Annotated in this window: 33 protein-coding genes; 31 read left to right on the forward strand and 2 right to left on the reverse strand. The window is 28.2% G+C overall.

The window, feature by feature from the left end; all coding sequences use genetic code 11:
- On the reverse strand, positions 1-2,187 hold the full coding sequence (locus ALANTH_RS03690; protein WP_026807534.1) for a methyl-accepting chemotaxis protein: 2,187 nt from the start codon (positions 2,185-2,187) through the stop codon (positions 1-3).
- Positions 2,188-2,296: 109 nt separating this feature from the next.
- Here ALANTH_RS03690 and ruvA point away from each other — a divergent pair, with 109 nt between their 5' ends.
- The 6 genes from ruvA to ALANTH_RS03720 are packed head-to-tail and all read left to right on the forward strand — an operon-like array spanning position 2,297 to position 7,828.
- Positions 2,297-2,854 (forward strand): Holliday junction branch migration protein RuvA, encoded by a 558-nt coding sequence (gene ruvA / locus ALANTH_RS03695; protein WP_026803508.1) that lies wholly within the window; start codon positions 2,297-2,299, stop codon positions 2,852-2,854.
- Between the two features lie 18 nt (positions 2,855-2,872).
- Positions 2,873-3,913, forward strand: a complete 1,041-nt coding sequence (locus ALANTH_RS03700) for a D-alanine--D-alanine ligase (RefSeq protein WP_026807535.1) — start codon at positions 2,873-2,875, stop codon at positions 3,911-3,913.
- Between the two features lie 4 nt (positions 3,914-3,917).
- The gene (locus ALANTH_RS03705) at positions 3,918-4,637 is read left to right on the forward strand and encodes an alpha/beta fold hydrolase (RefSeq protein WP_026807536.1); all 720 of its coding nucleotides are present in this window, start codon (positions 3,918-3,920) and stop codon (positions 4,635-4,637) included.
- A complete protein-coding gene (locus tag ALANTH_RS03710) occupies positions 4,624-6,060 on the forward strand; it encodes a Mur ligase family protein (protein WP_026807537.1) in 1,437 nt (478 codons plus the stop codon). Before ALANTH_RS03705 ends, ALANTH_RS03710 begins: the two co-directional genes overlap by 14 nt.
- Positions 6,061-6,068: 8 nt before the next feature.
- Positions 6,069-6,557 (forward strand): HIT family protein, encoded by a 489-nt coding sequence (locus tag ALANTH_RS03715; protein WP_026803512.1) that lies wholly within the window; start codon positions 6,069-6,071, stop codon positions 6,555-6,557.
- A 35-nt stretch (positions 6,558-6,592) separates the two neighbouring features.
- The gene (locus ALANTH_RS03720) at positions 6,593-7,828 is read left to right on the forward strand and encodes a zinc ribbon domain-containing protein (RefSeq protein WP_026807538.1); all 1,236 of its coding nucleotides are present in this window, start codon (positions 6,593-6,595) and stop codon (positions 7,826-7,828) included.
- Between the two features lie 10 nt (positions 7,829-7,838).
- Here ALANTH_RS03720 and ALANTH_RS03725 read toward each other — a convergent pair whose 3' ends face one another.
- Positions 7,839-9,089 carry an NAD(P)/FAD-dependent oxidoreductase gene (locus ALANTH_RS03725; RefSeq protein WP_026807539.1) on the reverse strand — a complete coding sequence of 417 codons (1,251 nt, stop codon included), beginning with the start codon at positions 9,087-9,089 and terminating at the stop codon, positions 7,839-7,841.
- A 277-nt stretch (positions 9,090-9,366) separates the two neighbouring features.
- On the opposite strand from ALANTH_RS03725, the gene rpsJ reads away from it, so the two are divergent.
- The 25 genes from rpsJ (at position 9,367) to ALANTH_RS03850 (ending at position 21,885) form a co-directional block, all read left to right on the forward strand.
- Positions 9,367-9,681 carry a 30S ribosomal protein S10 gene (gene rpsJ / locus ALANTH_RS03730; protein ID WP_026803515.1) on the forward strand — a complete coding sequence of 105 codons (315 nt, stop codon included), beginning with the start codon at positions 9,367-9,369 and terminating at the stop codon, positions 9,679-9,681.
- A gap of 20 nt (positions 9,682-9,701) precedes the next feature.
- Positions 9,702-10,277 (forward strand): 50S ribosomal protein L3, encoded by a 576-nt coding sequence (rplC, locus tag ALANTH_RS03735; RefSeq protein ID WP_026807540.1) that lies wholly within the window; start codon positions 9,702-9,704, stop codon positions 10,275-10,277.
- Entirely contained in the window at positions 10,274-10,885 is a 612-nt protein-coding gene (gene rplD / locus ALANTH_RS03740; RefSeq protein ID WP_026807541.1) for a 50S ribosomal protein L4, read from the forward strand. The genes rplC and rplD overlap by 4 nt, the downstream gene beginning before the upstream one ends.
- Before the next feature lies 1 nt (position 10,886).
- The gene (locus ALANTH_RS03745; RefSeq protein ID WP_026803518.1) at positions 10,887-11,168 is read left to right on the forward strand and encodes a 50S ribosomal protein L23; all 282 of its coding nucleotides are present in this window, start codon (positions 10,887-10,889) and stop codon (positions 11,166-11,168) included.
- Between the two features lie 10 nt (positions 11,169-11,178).
- Positions 11,179-12,006, forward strand: a complete 828-nt coding sequence (rplB, locus tag ALANTH_RS03750; protein ID WP_026803519.1) for a 50S ribosomal protein L2 — start codon at positions 11,179-11,181, stop codon at positions 12,004-12,006.
- A gap of 9 nt (positions 12,007-12,015) precedes the next feature.
- A complete protein-coding gene (gene rpsS, locus ALANTH_RS03755; protein WP_026803520.1) occupies positions 12,016-12,291 on the forward strand; it encodes a 30S ribosomal protein S19 in 276 nt (91 codons plus the stop codon).
- A gap of 2 nt (positions 12,292-12,293) precedes the next feature.
- A complete protein-coding gene (gene rplV, locus ALANTH_RS03760; RefSeq protein ID WP_026807542.1) occupies positions 12,294-12,626 on the forward strand; it encodes a 50S ribosomal protein L22 in 333 nt (110 codons plus the stop codon).
- Positions 12,626-13,330 (forward strand): 30S ribosomal protein S3, encoded by a 705-nt coding sequence (gene rpsC, locus ALANTH_RS03765; RefSeq protein ID WP_026803522.1) that lies wholly within the window; start codon positions 12,626-12,628, stop codon positions 13,328-13,330. The genes rplV and rpsC overlap by 1 nt, the downstream gene beginning before the upstream one ends.
- Positions 13,331-13,332: 2 nt before the next feature.
- Positions 13,333-13,758 carry a 50S ribosomal protein L16 gene (gene rplP / locus ALANTH_RS03770; protein WP_026803523.1) on the forward strand — a complete coding sequence of 142 codons (426 nt, stop codon included), beginning with the start codon at positions 13,333-13,335 and terminating at the stop codon, positions 13,756-13,758.
- Positions 13,745-13,936, forward strand: a complete 192-nt coding sequence (rpmC, locus tag ALANTH_RS03775; protein ID WP_026803524.1) for a 50S ribosomal protein L29 — start codon at positions 13,745-13,747, stop codon at positions 13,934-13,936. The genes rplP and rpmC overlap by 14 nt, the downstream gene beginning before the upstream one ends.
- 9 nt (positions 13,937-13,945) lie before the next feature.
- Positions 13,946-14,197: a 30S ribosomal protein S17 gene (gene rpsQ / locus ALANTH_RS03780; RefSeq protein WP_026803525.1), complete on the forward strand. Its 252-nt coding sequence runs from the start codon at positions 13,946-13,948 to the stop codon at positions 14,195-14,197.
- The gene (gene rplN / locus ALANTH_RS03785; RefSeq protein WP_024776088.1) at positions 14,197-14,565 is read left to right on the forward strand and encodes a 50S ribosomal protein L14; all 369 of its coding nucleotides are present in this window, start codon (positions 14,197-14,199) and stop codon (positions 14,563-14,565) included. The genes rpsQ and rplN overlap by 1 nt, the downstream gene beginning before the upstream one ends.
- On the forward strand, positions 14,565-14,804 hold the full coding sequence (gene rplX, locus ALANTH_RS03790) for a 50S ribosomal protein L24 (protein WP_026803526.1): 240 nt from the start codon (positions 14,565-14,567) through the stop codon (positions 14,802-14,804). The genes rplN and rplX overlap by 1 nt, the downstream gene beginning before the upstream one ends.
- A gap of 1 nt (position 14,805) precedes the next feature.
- Positions 14,806-15,354, forward strand: a complete 549-nt coding sequence (rplE, locus tag ALANTH_RS03795; RefSeq protein ID WP_026803527.1) for a 50S ribosomal protein L5 — start codon at positions 14,806-14,808, stop codon at positions 15,352-15,354.
- Positions 15,354-15,539 (forward strand): type Z 30S ribosomal protein S14, encoded by a 186-nt coding sequence (locus tag ALANTH_RS03800; RefSeq protein WP_004510833.1) that lies wholly within the window; start codon positions 15,354-15,356, stop codon positions 15,537-15,539. Before rplE ends, ALANTH_RS03800 begins: the two co-directional genes overlap by 1 nt.
- Before the next feature lie 12 nt (positions 15,540-15,551).
- The gene (gene rpsH, locus ALANTH_RS03805) at positions 15,552-15,950 is read left to right on the forward strand and encodes a 30S ribosomal protein S8 (protein WP_026803528.1); all 399 of its coding nucleotides are present in this window, start codon (positions 15,552-15,554) and stop codon (positions 15,948-15,950) included.
- A 9-nt stretch (positions 15,951-15,959) separates the two neighbouring features.
- Positions 15,960-16,496, forward strand: coding sequence for a 50S ribosomal protein L6 (gene rplF / locus ALANTH_RS03810; protein WP_026803529.1), 537 nt, complete (start codon positions 15,960-15,962; stop codon positions 16,494-16,496).
- 9 nt (positions 16,497-16,505) lie between these two features.
- Positions 16,506-16,865 (forward strand): 50S ribosomal protein L18, encoded by a 360-nt coding sequence (rplR, locus tag ALANTH_RS03815; RefSeq protein ID WP_026803530.1) that lies wholly within the window; start codon positions 16,506-16,508, stop codon positions 16,863-16,865.
- 9 nt (positions 16,866-16,874) lie between these two features.
- Complete coding sequence (gene rpsE, locus ALANTH_RS03820; protein WP_081757166.1) at positions 16,875-17,315, forward strand: 30S ribosomal protein S5; 441 nt, start codon at positions 16,875-16,877, stop codon at positions 17,313-17,315.
- A 3-nt stretch (positions 17,316-17,318) separates the two neighbouring features.
- Positions 17,319-17,717 carry a 50S ribosomal protein L15 gene (gene rplO, locus ALANTH_RS03825; RefSeq protein ID WP_026803532.1) on the forward strand — a complete coding sequence of 133 codons (399 nt, stop codon included), beginning with the start codon at positions 17,319-17,321 and terminating at the stop codon, positions 17,715-17,717.
- A gap of 2 nt (positions 17,718-17,719) precedes the next feature.
- Positions 17,720-18,982 (forward strand): preprotein translocase subunit SecY, encoded by a 1,263-nt coding sequence (gene secY, locus ALANTH_RS03830; protein WP_026803533.1) that lies wholly within the window; start codon positions 17,720-17,722, stop codon positions 18,980-18,982.
- A gap of 1 nt (position 18,983) precedes the next feature.
- The gene (gene map / locus ALANTH_RS03835; RefSeq protein WP_026803534.1) at positions 18,984-19,748 is read left to right on the forward strand and encodes a type I methionyl aminopeptidase; all 765 of its coding nucleotides are present in this window, start codon (positions 18,984-18,986) and stop codon (positions 19,746-19,748) included.
- A gap of 9 nt (positions 19,749-19,757) precedes the next feature.
- Positions 19,758-19,976 (forward strand): translation initiation factor IF-1, encoded by a 219-nt coding sequence (gene infA / locus ALANTH_RS03840; protein ID WP_026803535.1) that lies wholly within the window; start codon positions 19,758-19,760, stop codon positions 19,974-19,976.
- A 78-nt stretch (positions 19,977-20,054) separates the two neighbouring features.
- Positions 20,055-20,720 (forward strand): uracil-DNA glycosylase, encoded by a 666-nt coding sequence (locus ALANTH_RS03845; RefSeq protein WP_026803536.1) that lies wholly within the window; start codon positions 20,055-20,057, stop codon positions 20,718-20,720.
- 1 nt (position 20,721) lies between these two features.
- Positions 20,722-21,885, forward strand: coding sequence for a hypothetical protein (locus tag ALANTH_RS03850; RefSeq protein ID WP_026807543.1), 1,164 nt, complete (start codon positions 20,722-20,724; stop codon positions 21,883-21,885).
- Positions 21,886-21,916: the final 31 nt, after the last annotated feature.

Consider the following 21,916-nt stretch of genomic DNA (forward strand, 5'->3'; position numbering starts at 1 on the left):
TTACCCTTTTTTATTATTAAGTTTTATACTATCTAAACTATCAAAAATATCATTTGTACTTTTTTCAACTTTACTAGCTTTTGAATTTAGAATCTCATTTTTATCTCTATTTGAGTTAGAATTTACTAGTTCTTGTAAATTCTTATGTAATATTCCATCTAAATTTTTAATATTTTCTATAGTATCAATATCTTTTATTTTATTAGAGTTTTGATTATTATTTAACCATTCTTTTATAAAGCTATTATCATTTATGGTAAATGGTTTATAATTTCCTAATTTTGAATATATTTCATCTTTATTTTTTAAAAGATTTACTTTTAATAATGCTGTATCGAATACTAAATCAACATCAGAAACTTTATTTAAACTATCTTTTATAAATGAAGCTCTTGAAGCTGCTGTTACAAGAGAACTTGACATTGAAGCAATTGATGTTGCCATATTAGATATTTCATCAGCAACTTGAGCATTCTTTTGTGTTGAAGAATCTAAAGAGCTAATAGCATCATTTATTTGTAAAATACCAACTTCTTGCTCTTTAGAAGCATTTGCAACCCCTTCAATAGTTACTAAAGTATTTGATATATTTGTGTTTAATTCTGAATAACCTTCTATCATATTGTTTGCAATATTTTTACCTTCATTCGCTTTTAAAGTAGCTTTTTCAACGATATCTTTTATCTCTCTTGCAGCTTCAGCACTTCTTGAAGCTAGATTTCGCACTTCTTGAGCTACAACTGCAAATCCTTTTCCTGCTTCTCCTGCTGTTGCTGCTTCTACTGCTGCATTTAATGAAAGGATGTTTGTTTGGAATGCTATTTGGTCTATTACTTCAATAGCATCATTTATAGAGCTTACTTGTACATTGATATCATCCATAGATTTAGCAGTTTCTTGTGCTAAGTTTTGACCTCTTTTCGCAGAATCACTTAAATCTTGAGCTAATTTGGACATTTGAATAGTTGATTTAGTATTAGCTTGAATAGTTGCTGTTATTTCTTCAAGTGCTGAAGCTGTTTCTTCTAAAGAAGCTGCTTGTTCATTTGAAGAACTCGCTAATTTACCAGATGCATCTGAAAGAGTTTGTGTACTATCTTTTAAAGCATTTCCTGTATTCATAACTATAGCTAGAAGTTCAGAAGTATTGTTTCCAACAAGTTTTATTCCATTTGCTAAAGATCCTAAATTACCAAAAATATTATCATCTTTTAAAATATAGTCATATTTAGATTCAGCATAATGTCTTAATGTATCATTTATTTTATCTAGCGTTTCTTTTGTTTTTTCTATCATAACGTTAAGTTTATTTTTTAAATCTTCAACATGATGATTTGAAGCAGTTTTATGAACTTTATATATAAAGAATCCATTTGCAGTTTTTTCTATAACATCATTTACTTCATCTATTACTATTTCATCTTGTTTTAAACCTTCTCGAACTTTATCCATATATGAGTTAAATAAGTCAGCAACTTCTCCTATCTCATCATTAGATTTTACATTTAAAGTTATATTTGTATCATTTGAATTTAATAAGTTTCCAAATCCATCTTTTAGTTTTTCTATAGGGCTTGTAGCTTTTCTAACAATTATAAAAATAAGTCCAATAGTAATAAGACCTAAAATAATTGAAGCAAGTGAAATTTCTTTTAGTAAACCAGCTATTCTATTATCTGTTTCTTCTAAAGAAAATGTCAAATCCATAACTCCAATAACATCACCTACTTCTTGATTTGCATGACACATCATACATTCAGTAGTAGCAATCATTGGTTTAATCATTCTAATAGTATGACCATTTGTATCATTTTTTTGAATTATTTGAGGTTTTTTTGAGTCAAAACTATCTAAAATTTCTTTATTATCTGTATATGGGATATCAGATGGGTAGAGTTCAAGTAAAGCTCTACTTTTTGCAACAGTAAGGTTACTTACTCCTTTTATCTGTCGTGCCTCTTCCTCTGCCTTTGCAATTAAGGCTGGATCACCTGTATTCATAGTGTTTCTTAAGGTTTGGAATATGGATGCATTTAGCATTTCTAAACTTTCCTTGGCATTTGCTATAGAGTCCTTTGTAACTTTTGTAGTTGTTGAATATACAATGATCGAGCTACTAACAGACATTAATAAAAATAGCGCAAAGATTATTTTATTGCTAATTCTTTTTGTTATAAAGTTAAACATTTCCTACCCTTATTTTTTAAGTGGTTTTATTATATAATGAACTTTATTTAAAATATATTAAGAAAACAGTATAAATTTAATTAAATTATTTTTTTAGGAAGATAACAAAGTGATTGTAGGATTAATAGGTAAAATAGTAAAAAAAGAACCAACACATCTTAATATAAATGTTAATGGTGTTATTTATGAAGTTTTTGTTTCTTTAAATTGTAGTTCAAAAATTGTTTCAGATGATGTACAACTTGAAATTACTCATATAATAAGAGAAGATGCACAAAACTTATATGGTTTTTTAGATATAAATGAAAAAAAACTTTTTGATACAGTTATTAAAATAAATGGAGTTGGTCCCAAAGTAGCACTTGCTATTTGTTCAACTTTTACTCCAAACTCTTTTGCTCAAATTGTAAGTAATAATGATGTTAATATGTTAAAAAGGGTTCCTGGCATTGGACCAAAAGGTGCAAGTAGGATTTTAGTTGAATTAAGTGGATTTATAGTTGATAATAACTTAGATGATGATTCTTCTAATACGAATTTAGAAGCTGCCTTGGCTTTAGAGTCATTAGGATTTAAAAAAGATTTAGTTGCAAATGTACTTAAAACTTGTAGTTCTACAACTACAAGTGAACTTGTACGAGAAGCTTTAAAAAAATTACAAAAATAGATTATAAAAGGGAAATTAATGAAAATAGCAATAGTTTTTGGTGGTTTGAGCTTTGAACATGAAATTTCAATAGTTAGTTCAATAGCAATGAAAGATGTTTTAAAAAATGAATTAGCATATATTTTTATAGATAAAGATAGAGATTTATATGAAATTCCAGCTTCAAAAATAAATTCAAAACTTTTTAGTAGTAGTGAATATAAAAAATTTGATAAAGTTTTTTTAAAAAAAGGTGGCTTTTATAAAATTTCTGGATTATTTAAGAAAGAGCAAAATATAGATTTTGATATCGTTTTAAATCTTTCTCATGGAGGAGATGGAGAAGATGGTATTTTATCTTCAGTTCTAGATTTTTATAGTATTCCTTTTATTGCTCCTCGAACAGAAGCTTGTGTTATTAGCTCAAATAAATTTTTAACAAAAGGCTATGCTTCAAGTGTTGATGTAAATACACTTGATTATAAATATTTTACAAAGAATGATAATATAAAAGTTGATATGTTCCCAGTTATTTTAAAACCCGTAAAATTGGGAAGTTCTATTGGAGTATCTATTGTAAAAAATCAAGAAGAGCTACAATATGCTTTAGATGTAGCTTTTGAGTTTGATGATGCAATTATTATTGAACCATTTGTAAGTGGAGTAAAAGAGTATAACTTAGCTGGAACGAAGATAAATGGAGAGTTTATTTTTTCAATTATAGAAGAACCACAAAAAGCTGAATTTTTAGATTTTGATAAAAAATATTTAGATTTCTCAAGAACTTCAAAAGCAAAAGAGGTTGATTTAGGTGAAAAACTAAACAATGAAATAAAAGATAGCTTCAAAAAACTTTACAATACTTTATTTGAAGGCTCTATAATTAGATGTGATTTTTTTGTGATTGATAATAAAGTTTATCTAAATGAGATTAACTCAATTCCAGGTTCTATGGCAAACTATTTATTTGAAGATTTCAATAAAATATTTAATGATTTAGCAAAGAATTTACCAATAAAAAAACATATCCCTATAACTTATGAATATGTAAATAAAATCCAAGCAAGTAAGGGAAAATAGTCTTTTGGCACTAAAAAGCTTTACTTTAGATAATAAAAACTTTGAAATTTCTTACGATATTGTAAATCCTAATTCTAAAAAAGATATAGTTTTTTTACATGGTTGGGGTTCAAATAAAGAAATTATGAAAAATGCTTTTTCAAACTATTTAAAAGATTTTAGACATATTTATTTGGATATGTCTGGATTTGGGAAGAGTCCAAATAACTATATTTTAACAACAAAAGATTATGCAAAAATTTGTGATGAATTTTTAAGATTGCTTGATAGTTCAAAAGATATTATTGTTGGACACTCTTTTGGTGGAAAAGTGGCAACCTTATTGAATCCAAAAAATCTAGTTTTGCTTAGTAGTGCAGGTATTTTAGAAAAAAAACCTTTAAGTGTAAAATTAAAAATATTTTTTGCAAAACTTTTAAATAGTTTAGGTTTAAAAAACTTTACAAAAGTTTTTAGAAGCAAAGATGTAGATAAAATGAGTGAAAATATGTATGCAACTTTTAAAAATGTTGTAGATGAAGATTTTTCAACATATTTTTCAAATTTTAAAAATAACACTTTGATTTTTTGGGGAGAAAAAGATAATGCAACTTCTTTAAAATCTGGAGAAAAAATATCAAGATTGATAAAAAATTCAAAATTTACTTCTTATAGTGGTGACCACTACTTTTTTTTAAAGCATTCAAAAAATATCTGTGAGAGAATAGAAAATGGAATATCTTAATATTGTTACAAAAATAGTTTTAGTTATGAGTTTGGGTTGGTACTTGATTACCAACTTACAGTGGTACAATTATAAATTAAGCAGAGTTATATTTAAACATCATAAATGGCAGTGGCATTTAACATTTTTTCTATCTCCAATAGTTCTATTTTTTTTAATACCAAGTCCATACTTTGAGATATATTTCTTTGTTATATATTTAGTAAGTTTTATTTTATGGAATAAAAAGCTAGATAGACAATTGGTATTAACTTCAAGAGTTAAAAGATTTTTAGCTATTTTACTTATAATATTATTTATTCAAATTCTATTTTGTCTAGATGATAGTTTTTGTTCAAATGTATCTTTGTTTTTTACTCTTCTTATAGCTTTGGTTTTGGCAAATAGCTTAGAAAAAATATTCTTTTTAATATATAAAAATAAAGCAAAAAGCAAATTAGCTTCAAATAAAGATTTAAAAATAGTTGCTATTACAGCCTCTTATGGAAAAACATCAATAAAAAACTTTTTATATCATGTGTTAAAAAATAGATTTAAGACTTATAAAACACCAAGAAGTGTAAATACTATTGCTGGGTTAGTTTTAGATGTGAATAAAGATTTACCAATTGATACTAAAATTTATATAGCTGAAGCAGGAGCAAGAGTAAAGGGAGATATAAAAACTATAGCAAACTTTTTAGAACCACAAATTTCTATTATTGGAAGTGTTGGAGAACAACATATTGAGTATTTTAAGACTTTAGAAAATATTAAAAATACAAAAAAAGAACTTTTATTGTCTCCTAGGCTTGAAAAAGCATTTGTACATAGTAGCGCAAATGCTGTATTAAGTGAAAGAATAGAAGAGTTTCCAAATAATCTTTATATAGTAAAAAGTGATTTGTCTGGACTTTGGTTTGATATGGAACTAAATGGACAAATTGAGCATTTTTATGCACCTATTTTAGGAAGCTTTAATGCTATAAATTTAGCTGCAGTTGTTTTAACAGCAAATTACTTAGGAATGAGTGTTTTAGAAATAAATGAAGCATTTACAACTTTACCTCAAGTTGAACATAGATTACAAAGAATTGAAGCAAATGGAAAAGTAATAATAGATGATTCTTTTAATGGAAATTTAGAAGGAATGCTAGAAGCTATAAATATTTGTTCAAACTATATTGGAAGAAAAGTTATCATAACTCCAGGACTTGTAGAATCAACTGATAGTGCAAATATTCTTTTGGCAAAACAAATTGATAAAGTTTTTGATTTTGTTATAATAACTGGAAGTTTAAATGCAAATATTTTAAAAGCAAATATAGATGAAGAAAAAGTTTTTGTATTAAAAGATAAAACAATGCTTGAAACAACTCTAGCAAGAACGACAAGAAGTGGTGATTTAATTCTTTTTGCAAATGATGCACCTAACTTTATTTAAGGTTTTTTATGGAACATTTATATGCACCTTGGCGATACAACTATGTAAGTGAAGAAAAAATTGAAGGTTGTATTTTTTGTCATATAAGTAAAAATTTAAATGATGAAAAACTAGAAGTACTATTTTCAGATGAATATTGTTTTATTGTAATGAATAAATTTCCATATAGTCCTGGACATTTTATGGTGATACCACACTTTCATACTTGTAATGTTGAAGATTTGGATGAGATTGTATGGATACAAATGAGTATAAGAGTAAAACAGTCAATTAAACTTTTAAAAGATGTGATGCCTTGTGAAGGTGTAAATATAGGTATGAATTTAGGTAAAGCAGCCGGAGCTGGAATAGAACAACATATTCACTACCATTTAGTTCCAAGATGGATAGGTGATACTAACTTTATCTCTACTATTGGTGGAAGTAGGGTTTATCCAGCTAATTTTAAAGATATTTTCAATAAATTAAAAAATAATATAAATCAATATTTTATATGATATAATCTTCCTAATTTAACAAAGTAAGGAAAATTATGAAAAACTTTATTAAAAAATTTTATAAAAATAATTTTGTCTATGGTACAAAAGAGAAATTATCAAAAATTACAATATTAGCTATTTTAGTACTTAATCTTATCGTATATTATATACTTGTTGAAGGTATAAGTTTTCAAACAAATTTTGTAAATCATCCAAGCCAAGTTTTTTCTAGTTCTTGTTCAAATGCTATAAGAGGAGATTTAAAAAGTTTCAATTCTTATGTTTATAGTAAAAATTATAGTATACAATCTGATTATTACTATTCAAGGTATGATAAATATAAAAGAAATAATGAGTTATTAGATAATAGATGTAAAGAGTTATCTATCTTAATAAAAAATATAAAAGATGAGTTTGATATTGAAGAACTTATTAAAAAAGATAGAGACCTCGCAAGAGAAGAATATAACATTGAAGAACAAATAAGCTATATAAAAAATAATTATAATACGGTTTTATTTGAGAAAATAGCTACACAAGATAGTGATAAATCTATTATTAAAAATAATATAAATAGTGAAAATATTAAAGAAAATTATGAAAATAATTTAAAAATATTAGAAAATATTAAGCAACAAAGAACTGAACTTTTAAACTCTTTTGAAAACTCGAAAAGTATTCAATCTCTTTTTTCATATGTAAATAATATAAAAGAAAATTATTTAAAAGATGAAGAAGATACATACAAAATGTATTATTATAAAATTGATATTGTAACTTTATTATTTTTACTACCAATGCTTCTTATATTCTTTTATTTAATGAAAAGATTTATAAAAAATGAAAAATATATATTATATATTGTATTTAAAAATCTTTTAATTGTTACACTTATACCAACTTTATATACAATATTTATGATAATTTATAAATTCTTACCGAAAGTATTTATAGCAAAATTAATTGAATTTTTTTATAATATTGAAATACCATTTGTTGTTTACTATCTTTTAATTGTAGTCTTTGTTGTAATTTTTGTATTTATTATAATTAAAATACAAAAGAGATTTAAAGAGAGTAATGAAAAATTAAAAGATAATAAAATAACAAAAATAGAATCTTATAATAAAAATATTTGTAATAATTGTGCTAATAGAGTAGATTATAATGTTATGAATTATTGTCCTTGTTGCCAACATCAGTTAAAAATTGAGTGTGAAAATTGTCATAAAAGTAGTATAAAAGGTTTAGAGTATTGCCTAAATTGTGGAATAAATGTAGGAAAATAACCTACATTTATTAGTATTTACCTTGATAAAATCCTGAAAATAAAAGTATATCATCACAATTTTTATTTTCTAGGTTATTTACAATTAAATCTTTTATTATAGAAGCAAGTGCTGGACCAAATGTCATTCCTAACCATCCTAATCCCATTCCATAAATTAAATTTTTATACTTTTCATCTCTTCCTATTAGTGGCATATCATTAGGGGTTAATGGTCTAAATCCTGTCCATTCAGTAATATTTTCCATTTCAAAAGGAATAGTATATTTTTTAAAATTCTCTTTTATACTTTCTATTTGTTTTTTTACTATTTTATGGTTAGTAGAACCTATTTCTAGTTTTGATGTAATTCTTACATCATCTCTTCTTGGTGTCATAACAATAAATAAATCAGAAAATAGTGTTGAAGTAATAGGTTGTAATTCTTTAGGCATTTTAAAAGTTAAACTATATCCTTTTGCTGGAGTCATCATAAGACTTTGTTTTAATTTATCTACTAAATTAGTTTGAAAACCAGTTGATAATATATATGTATCAGCTTCATAAGTATTTAGAGCAGAACTAATTGATTCTATTTTTTTATCAGAATATACAATATTTGAAATTCGTTCATTTAATATAAATTCAACTCCATTTTCTTTTAAATATCTTTTTAATTCTAACATAACTTTTTTAGGATCAAAATGTGTATTTCTTTTAAAATGAATGGCTCCTTTAATATCATTTGTAACACAAGGAATAAAATCTTTAATTTTATTTTTTTCAATAATTTCAAAAATATCATCATTTTTGACTGAATAATCAATTAGCTTCTTATCATAACTTTTTTGTTCTGTAAAAATAGATAGCATTCCATTTCTGTGAAAGTCTAAATCTAAACTATCAACACTTTGCATATTTTCATAAATATTATTTGAAATATCCCCATATTTTTCAAATAATGCAAGTGTCCTTTTTAATCTATCTTTATTTGCACTATTAATAAATTTCCATAACCATTTATATATTGTTATATCTAAAGTAGGATGTATATTTACAGGTGATTGACCTTTAATCATTAGTTTTAATGTATTAAATACAATCCCAGGATTTGCAAGTGGACCTTTGTCAAAAGCAGATAACAAACCAGCATTTCCAAAAGATGTTGAATTTGTAATATCGCTTTCATCTATAATTGTAACTTTTCTACCTGCTTTGAAAAGCTCATAAGCTGTAGTTAAACCCATAATTCCAGCACCAATTACAATAATATCTCGTTTCATTATTAACTCCTTTTTGAAGCAAAATTAATAAGCAATATACAATATTTATACATAAAATCATTTTATTTATCTTTAAAATGTATAATCTTAAGAAATACTTATTTATATGATTATATTAGAATATATTCCTTGTTGTAAGGAAATAAATTTTAGAATATTTTCTGAAAACTACCATAAATATTGACATTTTAGATGAATTAAGTTATAATCCGCGTCCACTTAATGTGGTTAGAGCCATTTTTTTGGTGTCTAACGAGTTCTTTAAAGGAAAAAATATATGGAAAAAATCAGATTAAAGCTTAAAGCTTATGATCATAGAGTTTTAGACAGAAGTGTTGCTTCAATTGTTGAAGCTGTTAAAAGAACTGGTGCTGATTTAAGAGGTCCTATCCCTCTTCCTACAAAAATCAGAAGATATACAGTTATCAAAGGTCCTCACGTAAACAAAGATTCAAGAGAGCAATTTGAAATTAGAGTTCATTCAAGAATGATTGACATCATCTCTGCAACTGCAGATACTGTTGATTCTTTAATGAAATTAGACTTAGCTCCTGAAGTTGATGTTGAAGTAAGATCAATGGGTCAAGAATAATTAAGAAAGGGTAATACAAGATGGAATTTATAGTTCAAAAAATCGGTATGAGTAGAACAGTATCTGTTCCAAGTACAGCGGTTACACTTTTAAAAGTTCTTGATACAAAGGTATGTCAAGTTACTGAAGGTGTAGCACTTGTATCTTATAGCAATGGTAAAAAATTTAACAAAGCTATCGAGGGACAACAAAAAAAATATAATCTATCAAAAGAGTTTAATAGATTTGCAACAATTAGTGTAGCTAATTCAGAAGCTGGAGATTTAGATGTTTCTGGTTTAGGTGAAGCAAAAGTAGTTAAAACAACTTTTAAAACAAAAGGTAGAGGTTTCTCTGGTGCTGTAAAAAGATGGAATTTTGCTGGTGGTAGAAGTTCTCACGGACATAGAATGGGAAAAAGAACAGGTTCAATTGGTAACTGTGAATTTCCAGGAAGAGTTCAACCAGGTAAAAAAATGCCAGGACAATACGGAAATACAAATGTATCTGTAAAAAATGAAGTTCTTTCATTTGATGCTGAAACTGGAATTTTAGTATTAAAAGGTTCAGTATCTGGTGCAAATGGAACATTAGGTAAAGTAAAGGTTGCTAAATGAGTAAAGCAATAGTATTAAATGAAAAATTTGAAAATAATGGTGAAGTAGTTTTACCAGCAAGTTATGAAGAAATTAATAAACATAACTTATATTTATATGTTAAATCATATTTAGCTTCTTTAAGAGCAAATACTGCTAGAGCAAAAACTAGAGCTGAAGTGAGTGGTGGTGGTAAAAAACCTAAAGCTCAAAAAGGTAGTGGTGCTGCTAGATGGGGTTCTAAAAGATCTCCTTTATTTGTTGGTGGGGGACAAGCTTTTGGACCTACTAAAAGAAACTATGATCAAAAAGTAAATAAAAAACAAAAAGCTTTAGCACTTAAATATGCTTTAAATGCACAAGCTAATAATGGTTCACTTTTTGTTGTGGATTCATTTAAAGTTGAATCAGGTAAAACTAAAGATGCAGTTGCAGTTTTAAATAAATTAAATAAAAGAGATACATTAATTGTTGTTGATACAATTGATGAAAAAACTTATTTAGCATTTAGAAATATTAAAAACTGTTATATGGTTGAAAAGCAAGAAGTAAATGCTTACTTAATTGCAGTTTACCACTCTGTACTAATTGAAAAATCAGTACTAGAAGTATTAACTAAAGAGGCTTAAGATGGCAGATATTACAGATATTAAATCAATTTTATATACAGAAAAAACAATTGAGCTTCAAGAAAATGGTGTAATCGTTGTTCAAACTAGTCCAAAAATGACTAAAAACGGTTTAAAAGAAGTGTTTAAAGAATATTTTGGAGTAACTCCATCAAAAATTAATTCTTTAAGACAAGATGGTAAAGTTAAAAGATTTAGAGGAAAAATTGGTAAAAGAGCTGATTTCAAAAAATTCTATGTAACATTACCAGAAGGCGCAGCTATTGCGAACCTATCAGCATAAGGAGTAAAGAATGTCAATTAAAAAATTTAGACCAATAACTCCTGCTAGAAGATTTATGTCAGTTATTGAGAGTTCTGATATTACTTCAAAACCAACAGTAAGATCTTTACTTGTAAGAGTAAAAGCAAATGCTGGTAGAAATAATAATGGTAGAATAACATCAAGACACAAAGAAGCAGGTGCTAAAAAACTATATAGAATTATCGATTTTAAAAGAGATAAGTTTGGAATAGAAGGTACGATTGCAACTGTTGAATACGATCCATATAGAAACTGCAGAATTTGTTTAGTTTCATACTTAGATGGAGATAAAAGATATATTATTCAACCATCTGGGTTAAAAGTTGGAGATAAAGTTCAATCAGCTGAGTCTGGACTAGATATTTTACCAGGTAACGCTATGAGATTAAGTAACATCCCTGTTGGAACAATGGTTCACAATGTTGAGTTAAAACCAGGTAAAGGTGCACAGTTTGCTAGATCTGCTGGTGGATATGCACAAATTATGGGTAGAGAAGACAAATATGTTATCTTAAGATTACCTTCTGGAGAAATGAGAAAAATCCTTGGTGTTTGTATGGCTACAATAGGTGTAGTTGGTAATGAAGATTATATTAATATGGTAGTTGGAAAAGCTGGTAGAAATAGATACTTAGGAGTTAGACCTCAAACTAGAGGATCTGCGATGAACCCTATTGATCACCCACACGGTGGAGGGGAAGGTAAAACTAACTCTGGAAGACATCCTGTTACTCCATGGGGTATGCCAACTAAAGGTTATAAAACTAGAAAGAAAAAAGCTAGTGATAAACTAATCATTTCAAGAAGAAAGAAGTAAGGGTTTAAGATGGCAAGATCAGTAAAAAAAGGACCATTTATAGATGCACACTTATTAAAAAAAGTTGTAGCTGCTAATAGTTCAAAAGACAAAAAACCAATTAAAACTTGGTCAAGAAGATCGACAATATTACCAGATATGATTGGATTAACATTCAATGTACATAATGGAAGAAATTTTGTACCAGTTAATATTACAGAAAATCATGTTGGATATAAATTAGGTGAATTTGCACCAACTAGAACATTTAAGGGCCATAAAGGTTCTGTTCAGAGAAAGGCGTAATAATGGCAAGAGCAATATTAAAATTTATTAGAGTTTCTCCAATTAAAGCAAGACTTATTACAAGAGAAGTTCAAGGAATGAATGCAGAGTATGCTATTGCATCTTTACAATTTACTCCAAATAAAGCTGCTGGAATTATTTCTAAAGTAATAGCTTCTGCTGTTGCAAATTCTGGTTTAGATCCTGTTGATGCAGTTATCACATCGGCTAGAGTGGATAAAGGTCCAGTTCTTAAAAGATTTACTCCAAGAGCAAGAGGTTCAGCTTCACCAAAGCATAAACCAACTGCACATATTATGATTGAAGTAGCTGCTGCAACAAAAGGAGACAAATAATGGGTCAAAAAGTTAATCCAATAGGTTTAAGATTAGGTATTAATAGAAATTGGGATTCAAGATGGTTCCCAAAATTTGAAACAATGCCTGCAAATGTAGCTGAAGATGACAAAATTAGAAAATTTGTTAAGAAAGAGTTATATTATGCTGGAATTGCTCAAACAGTTATTGAAAGAACTGCTAAAAAAGTAAGAGTTACAGTAGTTGCTGCTAGACCTGGAATTATCATTGGTAAAAAAGGTGCAGATGTTGAAAAACTAAAAGATTCTTTATCAAAATTAGTAGGAAAAGAGATTGCAGTTAATATTAAAGAGGAAAGAAAACCTCAAATATCAGCTCAATTATCTGCTGAAAATGTTGCTCAACAATTAGAAAGAAGAGTTGCATTTAGAAGAGCTATGAAAAGAGTTATGCAAAATGCATTAAAAGGTGGAGCAAAAGGTATTAAAGTATCTGTTTCTGGAAGACTTGGTGGAGCTGAAATGGCTAGAACTGAGTGGTATTTAGAGGGAAGAGTTCCATTACATACTTTAAGAGCTAGAATTGATTATGGTTTTGCTGAGGCACATACAGCTTATGGTTGTATAGGTATAAAAGTTTGGATTTTCAAAGGTGAAGTTTTAGCTAAAGGAATTCCTGCTGAGAAATCAGAAGATACTGCTTCAAAACCAAAAAGAAGACCAGCTAAGAAAAGAGGTAAATAATTATGTTAATGCCTAAAAGAACAAAATTTAGAAAAATGATGAAAGGCCGAAATAGAGGTCAAGCTCATAGAGGTAACTCTTTGGCTTATGGAGATTTCGGAATTAAAGCTGTTGAACATGGAAGAGTAGATTCTAGACAAATCGAAGCTTCTAGGGTTGCAATGACTAGAAAAGTAAAAAGACAAGCGAAAGTATGGATTATGGTATTCCCTGACAAACCACTTACTGCTAAACCATTAGAAACAAGAATGGGTAAAGGTAAAGGTTCTGTAGATAAATGGGTTATGAACATTAAGCCAGGAAGAATTTGTTTTGAGATGGCTGGTGTTGATGAAGCGTTAGCAAGAGAAGCTTTAGCTTTAGCTATGCATAAATTACCATTTAAAACTAAATTTGTAACAAGAGATAGCGAAAATGAACTATACTGATATTAAAGATAAAAGCTTGAGTGAATTACAAGCGTTATTAAAAGAGAAAAAGGTGCTTCTTTTTGAATTAAAAGCTAAGCTAAAAACTATGCAGTTAACTAACACATCTGAATTAAGAGTAGCAAAAAAAGATATTGCTAGAATTCAAACAGCTATTACTGCATCAAAAGCTAACTAAGGATCTAGTATGACACATAAAAGAGAGATTCAAGGTGTAGTAGTAAAAAGATCAGGTGATAAAACAGCTTCTGTTTTAGTTACAAGATCAGTTTTACACCCAAAATATCACAAAACTGTAAAAAGATTTAAAAAATATTTAGTTCATGATGAAAAAAATGAATTAAATGTTGGTGATAGTGTTATTGCAGTTGAGTGTAGACCATTGTCAAAGACTAAATCTTTTAGATTAAAGACAATCGTTGCTACAGGAGTTAAATAATGATTCAAAGTTTTACAAGATTAAATGTAGCTGATAATACAGGTGCTAAAGAGATTATGTGTATCAAAGTTTTAGGTGGTTCTAAAAGAAGATATGCAACTGTTGGTGATGTTATTGTTGCTTCTGTTAAAAAAGCTTTACCAACTGGTAAAATTAAAAAAGGTCAAGTTGTAAAAGCTGTTATTGTTAGAACTCATAAAGAGGTTCAAAGAGAAAATGGTTCATTAATCAGATTTGATGACAATGCAGCAGTTATTCTTGATGCAAAAAGAGAGCCTGTTGGAACTAGAATTTTTGGACCAGTTGCCAGAGAAGTTAGATATTCAGGTTTTATGAAAATCGTTTCACTTGCACCGGAGGTATTATAATGGCTATTAAATTAAAAATAAAAAAAGGTGATACAGTAAAAATCATCGCTGGTGATGATAAAGGTAAAACTGGAGAAGTTTTAAAAGTATTACCTAAAGCTAACAAAGTAATCGTTAAAGATTGCAAAGTTGCTAAAAAAACTGTTAAACCTGATCAAGAAAGAAATCCAGATGGTGGATTTGTAAACAAAGAGATGCCAATTGATATTTCAAATGTGGCAAAAGTAGAAGGTGAATAATATGGCATCAAGATTATTAGAAAGATATAAAGCTGAAATCAAGCCTGTACTTGAAACAGAGTTTCCAAAAAACAAAACTTTAACAGCTAAAGTTGAAAAAGTTGTAATCTCTGTTGGTGCTGGTGAAGCTATGAAAGATACTAAGTTAATTCAAAATATTCAAGATACAATTTCTCTAATTGCTGGACAAAAAGCAGTTAAAGTTATTGCTAAAAAATCTGTTGCAGGATTTAAAGTAAGAGAAGGAATGCCTGTTGGTGTTAAAGTTACTTTAAGAGGTGAAAATATGTATCATTTCTTAGACAAACTATGCAATGTTGCATTACCAAGAGTTAAAGACTTTAGAGGTTTAAATAAAAATGGTTTTGATGGTAGAGGAAACTTTAACTTTGGACTTGATGAGCAATTAATGTTCCCAGAAGTAGTTTATGATAACATCATTAAAACACACGGGATGAATATTTCAATTGCTACAAGTGCAACAAGTGATGCTGAATCTTTTAGATTACTTGAATTAATTGGAATTCCATTTACAAAAGGAAGAGCGTAATGGCAAAAAAATCTATGATCGCTAAACAACAAAGAACTCCAAAATTTGCTGTAAGAGCATATACTAGATGTTCTGTTTGTGGAAGACCACACTCTGTTTACAGAGATTTTGGTTTATGTAGAGTTTGTTTAAGAAAAATGGCTAACGAAGGTTTATTACCAGGTGTTAGAAAAGCTAGTTGGTAGGAGAAAAAAGCTATGATGAATGATTTAATCGCAGATGCTTTGACTAGAATTAGAAATGCTGCAATGAGAAGATTAGAAGTTGCAACATTATTACACTCAAATACAGTTGTTGGTGTGATGAATGTACTTTTACAAAAAGAGTATATTACTGGATTCAAAGTTATCGATGGAACAAATAATAAAAAAACAATTCAAGTTGAATTAAAATATGATGAAAATGAAAAATCAGTAATTAATGAAATTGTAAGAGTTTCTAAACCAGGAAGAAGAGTTTATAAACCAGCTTCTGAAATTAAAAACTTTAAAAATGGGTACGGTACTATTATTCTTTCAACTAACAAAGGTATCATCGCTAATGATGAAGCGTATGCTGCTAATGTTGGTGGAGAAGTACTTTGTACTGTTTGGTAGGAGAGTGTAATGTCAAGAATTGGTAAAAAACCTATCGCTATTCCTTCAGGAATTGAAGTTACTGTAGATGGTACAGTAATTAATGTAAAAAAAGGAAACAGTGTTTCAACAGTTGAAACTCATGGAAGAGTTAGTGTAGAAGTAGCTAATGGTCAAGTTGTTTTATCTAAAATTGGTGAAACAAAAGAATCAGCAGCATTCTGGGGAACTTATAGAGCATTAACTGCAAATGCAATTAATGGATTACATGAAGGTTTCACAAAAACTTTAGAGATTAATGGAGTTGGTTATAAAGCTGCTGTAAAAGGTAATGTTTTAGAACTAATTTTAGGATATTCTCATCCAATTAATTTTGAGATCCAAAAAGGTTTAGAAATCTCTGTTGAGAAAAATATAATTACTGTTAAAGGTGCAGATAAACAACAAGTTGGTCAAGCTGCTGCAATTATTAGAGGCTTTAGAAAACCAGAACCTTACAAAGGTAAAGGGGTTAAATATTCTGATGAGAAAATCATTAGAAAAGCCGGAAAAACTGCTAAGAAGTAAGGTGTAACTATGAGTAGAGAAAAAGATTTAGCAAAAAAAGTTGCTTTAAGAATCAAAAGAAAAAAGAGAGTTAGAGCTAATATTTTTGGTACTGCTGATAAACCTAGAGTATCAATTTTTAAATCTAACAAATACATTAGTGCACAAGCTATCAATGATGTTGAAGGTAGAACTTTAGCAGCGGTTAGCTCTCAAGCTATGGGTTTAAATGGTAATAAAGAGAATGCTGCAAAAGTTGCAGCTGAGTTTGCTTCTAAATTAAAAGCTGCTGGTATTGAAACAGTTATTTATGATAGAAACGGATATCTTTATCATGGTGTTGTTGCAGCATTTGCTGACGCATTAAGAGAAAATGGTATTAAATTATAAGGATTAATGATGGCAGTAAATAGAGAAGATTTTCAAGAAGCAATCGTTAAAATTGGAAGAGTAACAAAAGTTGTAAAAGGTGGAAGAAGATTCAGATTTACAGCTTTAGTTGTTGTTGGTGATAAAAATGGTACTGTAGGATTTGGAACTGGTAAAGCAAAAGAAGTTCCAGATGCTATCAAAAAAGCATTAGATGATGCTTTTAAAAGCTTAGTAACAGTTTCTATTAAAGGAACAACGATTGCACATGATATTGAACATAAATATAATGCAAGTAAAATATTATTAAGACCAGCATCAGAAGGTACTGGGTTAATTGCTGGAGGAGCTGCAAGACCTGTTCTTGAGCTTGCTGGATTAAAAGATATTATTGCAAAATCTTTAGGTTCAAATAATCCAAATAACCTTGTACAAGCTACTGTTGAAGCTCTTGCAAGAATTAAAGGATAGTATATGATATTAGAAAATTTACAACCAGCTTGTGGTAGTACAAAAGATACTAAGAGAAAAGGTAGAGGTCAAGGTAGCGGTAACGGTAAAACTGCTGGAAAAGGTAACAAAGGTCAAAAAGCTAGATCTGGATACAATGTAAAAAGAGGTTTTGAAGGTGGTCAACAACCACTATCTAGAAGACTTCCTAAAGTTGGATTTATCTCTAGAGTTGTAAAACCTTATTCAATTAATGTTGATAAAGTTACAGCAGTTGCAAACCTTGATGAAATTACATTAGATTCTATTAAATCTGTGTATAAATTATCTAAATCAGTTGAAAAAGTTAAACTAATTGGATCAACTGCTAAAAATTTAAGTGCTAAGATTAAAGACGAAAACGTTACAACTACTGGAAAATAATTATGAGTAAAGATCTAATAAATAAGATTCTTATTACTTTAGGCTTTATTCTTCTTTACAGGCTATTGGCATACGTGCCAGTACCTGGAGTTAATATAGATGTAGTTAAAGAATTTTTTGACTCAAATGCAAATAATGCTTTAGGGTTAGTTAATATGTTTAGTGGAAATGCAGTTGAAAGACTAAGTATTATCTCACTAGGAATTATGCCTTACATTACTGCTTCTATTATTATGGAACTTCTTGCAGCAACTTTCCCAGCTTTAGGTAAAATGAAAAAAGAGAGAGATGGTATGCAAAAATATATGCAAATCATCAGATATACAACTATTGTAATTACTCTAATTCAATCTATTGGTGTTTCTATTGGACTTAACTCTCTAACAGGACAAAGTGGACAAGGTGCTATCTCTATAGATATGAATACATTTATAGCAGTATCAGCAATTTCAATGCTAACTGGAACAATGCTTTTAATGTGGATTGGAGAACAAATTACACAAAAAGGTATTGGAAATGGTATCTCATTAATTATCTTTGCAGGTATCGTATCAGCAATTCCAAGTGCTATTGGTGGAACTGTAGAATTGGTAAATAATGGTCAAATGCATTTCTTAACAGTTATTGGAATTTTAATTGTTATTATAGCAACTGTTGGTGCTATTATTTATGTTGAATTAGGTGAGAGAAGAGTTCCTGTATCATACTCAAGAAAAGTGATGATGCAAAATCAAAAAAGAAGAGTTATGAATTATATTCCTATAAAAGTGAATCTTTCAGGAGTAATTCCAGCAATTTTTGCTAGTGCTATTTTGATGTTCCCTGCAACAGTATTACAAGGTAGTCAAAATAAGTATCTAGTTATGATTGCTGATTATTTAAATCCAAGTTCATATACTTTTAATCTATTTATGTTTTTATTTGTAGTTTTCTTTGCATTTTTTTATGCATCAATTACATTCAATGCAAAAGATATATCTGAAAACTTAAAAAGACAAGGTGGTTTTATTCCTGGAGTTAGACCAGGAGAAAGTACAGCTGAATTTTTAAATACAGTTGCAGGAAGATTAACTTTCTGGGGAGCTATTTATATGGGACTAATATCTACTTTACCATGGTTAATTGTAAAAGCTATGGGTGTACCTTTCTATTTTGGTGGTGTTGCAGTGTTAATCGTTGTTCAAGTTGCTATTGATACAATGAGAAAAATTGAAGCTCAACAATACTCAAGTAAATATCAAACTTTAAGTGCGGTTGGACTATAAAATGTCAATCGCTCTTAGAAAACCACACGAAATTGAAAAACTCTATGTTGCAAATCAAGCAGTTGCTAAAACTTTAAAATATCTTGAAGAAAATGTTAAAGCAGGAATGACTTTAAAAGAAGTAGATGCAATGGGAGAAAAGTTTATAAGAGATTTAGGTGCAAGACCTGCATTTAAAGGCTTATATGGATTTCCTAATGCTATTTGTACATCTTTGAATGAAGTTATAATTCATGGTATTCCTAGTGATGTTGTTTTGAAAGAAGGCGATATCTTAGGACTTGATATTGGAACAGAGATTGATGGTTGGTATGGAGATAGTGCTATTACAATGCCAATAGGTAAGATTTCAAAAAAAGATGAAGATTTAATAGCTTGTTCTAAAGATTCTTTATATTATGCAATTGACATAATAAAAGAAGGAATGAGATTTAAAGAGTTATCTAAAAAAATTGAAGATTTTATTGTAGCTAGAGGTTATCAACCTTTAGTTAGATTTTGTGGGCATGGTATAGGAAGAAAACCACATGAAGATCCAGAAATTCCAAATTACTTGGAGTATGGAGATACAAAATCTGGTCCAAAAATAAAAAATGGAATGGTATTTTGTATAGAACCAATGATTTGTCAAAAGGATAGAAATCCAGTTATTTTAGAAAATGGTTGGGATGTAGTTTCAGCTGATGGATTAAGAGGTAGCCATTATGAGCACACAGTTGCTGTTGTTAATGGTAGAGCAATTATTTTAAGTAATCGGGAAGATTAAGGGGAGAAAGTGGCGAAAGATGATGTAATAGTTATTGATGGTAAAGTTATAGAAGCTTTACCTAATGCTATGTTTAGAGTTCAATTGGATAATGGTCATGTAGTTTTGTGTCATATCTCAGGTAAAATGAGAATGCACTACATCAAAATATTACCAAATGATGTAGTTACTGTGGAAATAACACCTTATTCATTGGATAAAGGTAGAATAGTACATAGAAAAAAATAGTTTAAATAAGGTTTTTACCTTATTTAAATCTTCTTCAATACAAATCAATACTAAAGTATATTTTTTGTAAAATCTCGTATGACAAAGCAAGTTAAGAATCAAATTTTAAAATATTTATACTATCAAAAACTTTTTGGATTTGACTATCATAGCAACCTAAATATCAATTTATATAGTAGTTGTGATTTTAATTTACCAAGTAGTTTAAAAGAATTAAAAAATTCTGTTGATAATTGTCATTTGTGTGAATTATCAAAAGGTAGGAAAAACACACTTTTTGGATATGGTAAAGAACAAAGTAAAATTATGTTTATTTGTGATGAACCTACAAAAAGTGAAGATGAAACAGGATTTTTTTATTCAGGTAATAGTGGAGAGCTACTTTCAAAAATGATTGAAAATGTTTTAAATATAAAGAAAGAGGACGTTTATATAACAAATTTAGTTAAATGTAGAGGTGCAAAAGAAGCGAATTTTCAAAACTTTGAAAGTTGTAATTGCTATTTATTAAAACAAATAGAAATTATAAAACCTAAGCTTATTATTGCTGTTGGAGAGAAAGTATATAGTTATTTGATGAAAAATAGTGAAGAGTTTTCAAAAAATAGAGGTAAAACTTTAAACTTTAATTCAAGTATCTTAATACCTATATTCTCTCCAATATATTTACTAAAAAATCCATCTTTAAAAAAAGATACTTATCTTGATATGTTAAAAATCAAAAATCTATATGAGGAGTTTTAAATTGAAGCATTTAGTAACTTTAATTTTCATGGCTGTTTTATTTACAGGTTGTTTACAAAAACAAGTTGTTCAACTAAAAATGCCAAATCAAAATGTTCCAGTGAAACAAGTTGATGAGGATAAAGCAACAGTTGTTGAAGAGTTTATTTCAAACGATAGTATAATTCAAGAAGAAATTATCAATAATAGTGGATCACAAAATGATATTATTCAAGATGGTGATAGTATTGTAATGAGTGATATTGATGGAACAAAAGCTAAAATAAAAATAGCTTTTGTTTATCCATCTTCATTAGTATCAAAGTATGCTAAAAATTCTATAAATACGGTTTCAGGTTATCTTTCTTATATAAAAGCTAATTATAATTTAGTTGTTATTGATAGTTCAAATGAAAGTTTAGACAGTATAACTAAAGCATTTGATAAAGTAAAAGAAGAGGGTATTACAAAAGTAATAGCTTTATATACACCAAATGCTATAAATAATATAAATAAAGTTGCTTTAGATGATATATTAGTGTATCTTCCTTTGATAGAGAAAAAAGAGTCATTGGAGATTAATGATAATTTAATTTTTGGTTCAATATCTTATGAAGAACAACTTAAAAAATTAAGTTATTACTCTGATGGTGTAAATGTACTTTTTTATCAAGATACATATTTAGGGAATAAATTAAAAAATAGTTATGAATCAGTTGTTCAAGGAACTATTGTTAGAAAAGAGATAAAAAAGAATGAAACGAATTTTAGAAGTATTGTTGTAGATTCAAGATTAAGAAATAGTTCTCTATTCTTAAATACTGATATAGTAAAAAGTTCATTAATTTTATCTCAATTAAGAGCAAATGATATTTACCCAAAAATTATATTCTCAACACAAATAAACTATGATCCTGTTTTAATGACTTTGACTCAAGATAAAGATAGAGAGAGATTAGTTTTAGCAAATTCAATTGAAAATATAGACAATAATTTAAAAGATGAGATTTTATCTTATGGTGGTAATATAATTTACGAATGGGTTGATTATTCAACTTTAGTAGGAATAAACTATTTAATAAATGGAAATAATAGATATATACCAACAAAAATTGTAGAAAATCAAGCAGTTTATACTCCAAGGCTATTTAAAAGTACAGAGTATGGATTTGTTGAGATTAAGTAAGATTTAGATAAAATCGCCAATTATTTAGAAA

This window comes from Aliarcobacter lanthieri (genome assembly GCF_013201625.1).
Lineage (GTDB): Bacteria > Campylobacterota > Campylobacteria > Campylobacterales > Arcobacteraceae > Aliarcobacter > Aliarcobacter lanthieri.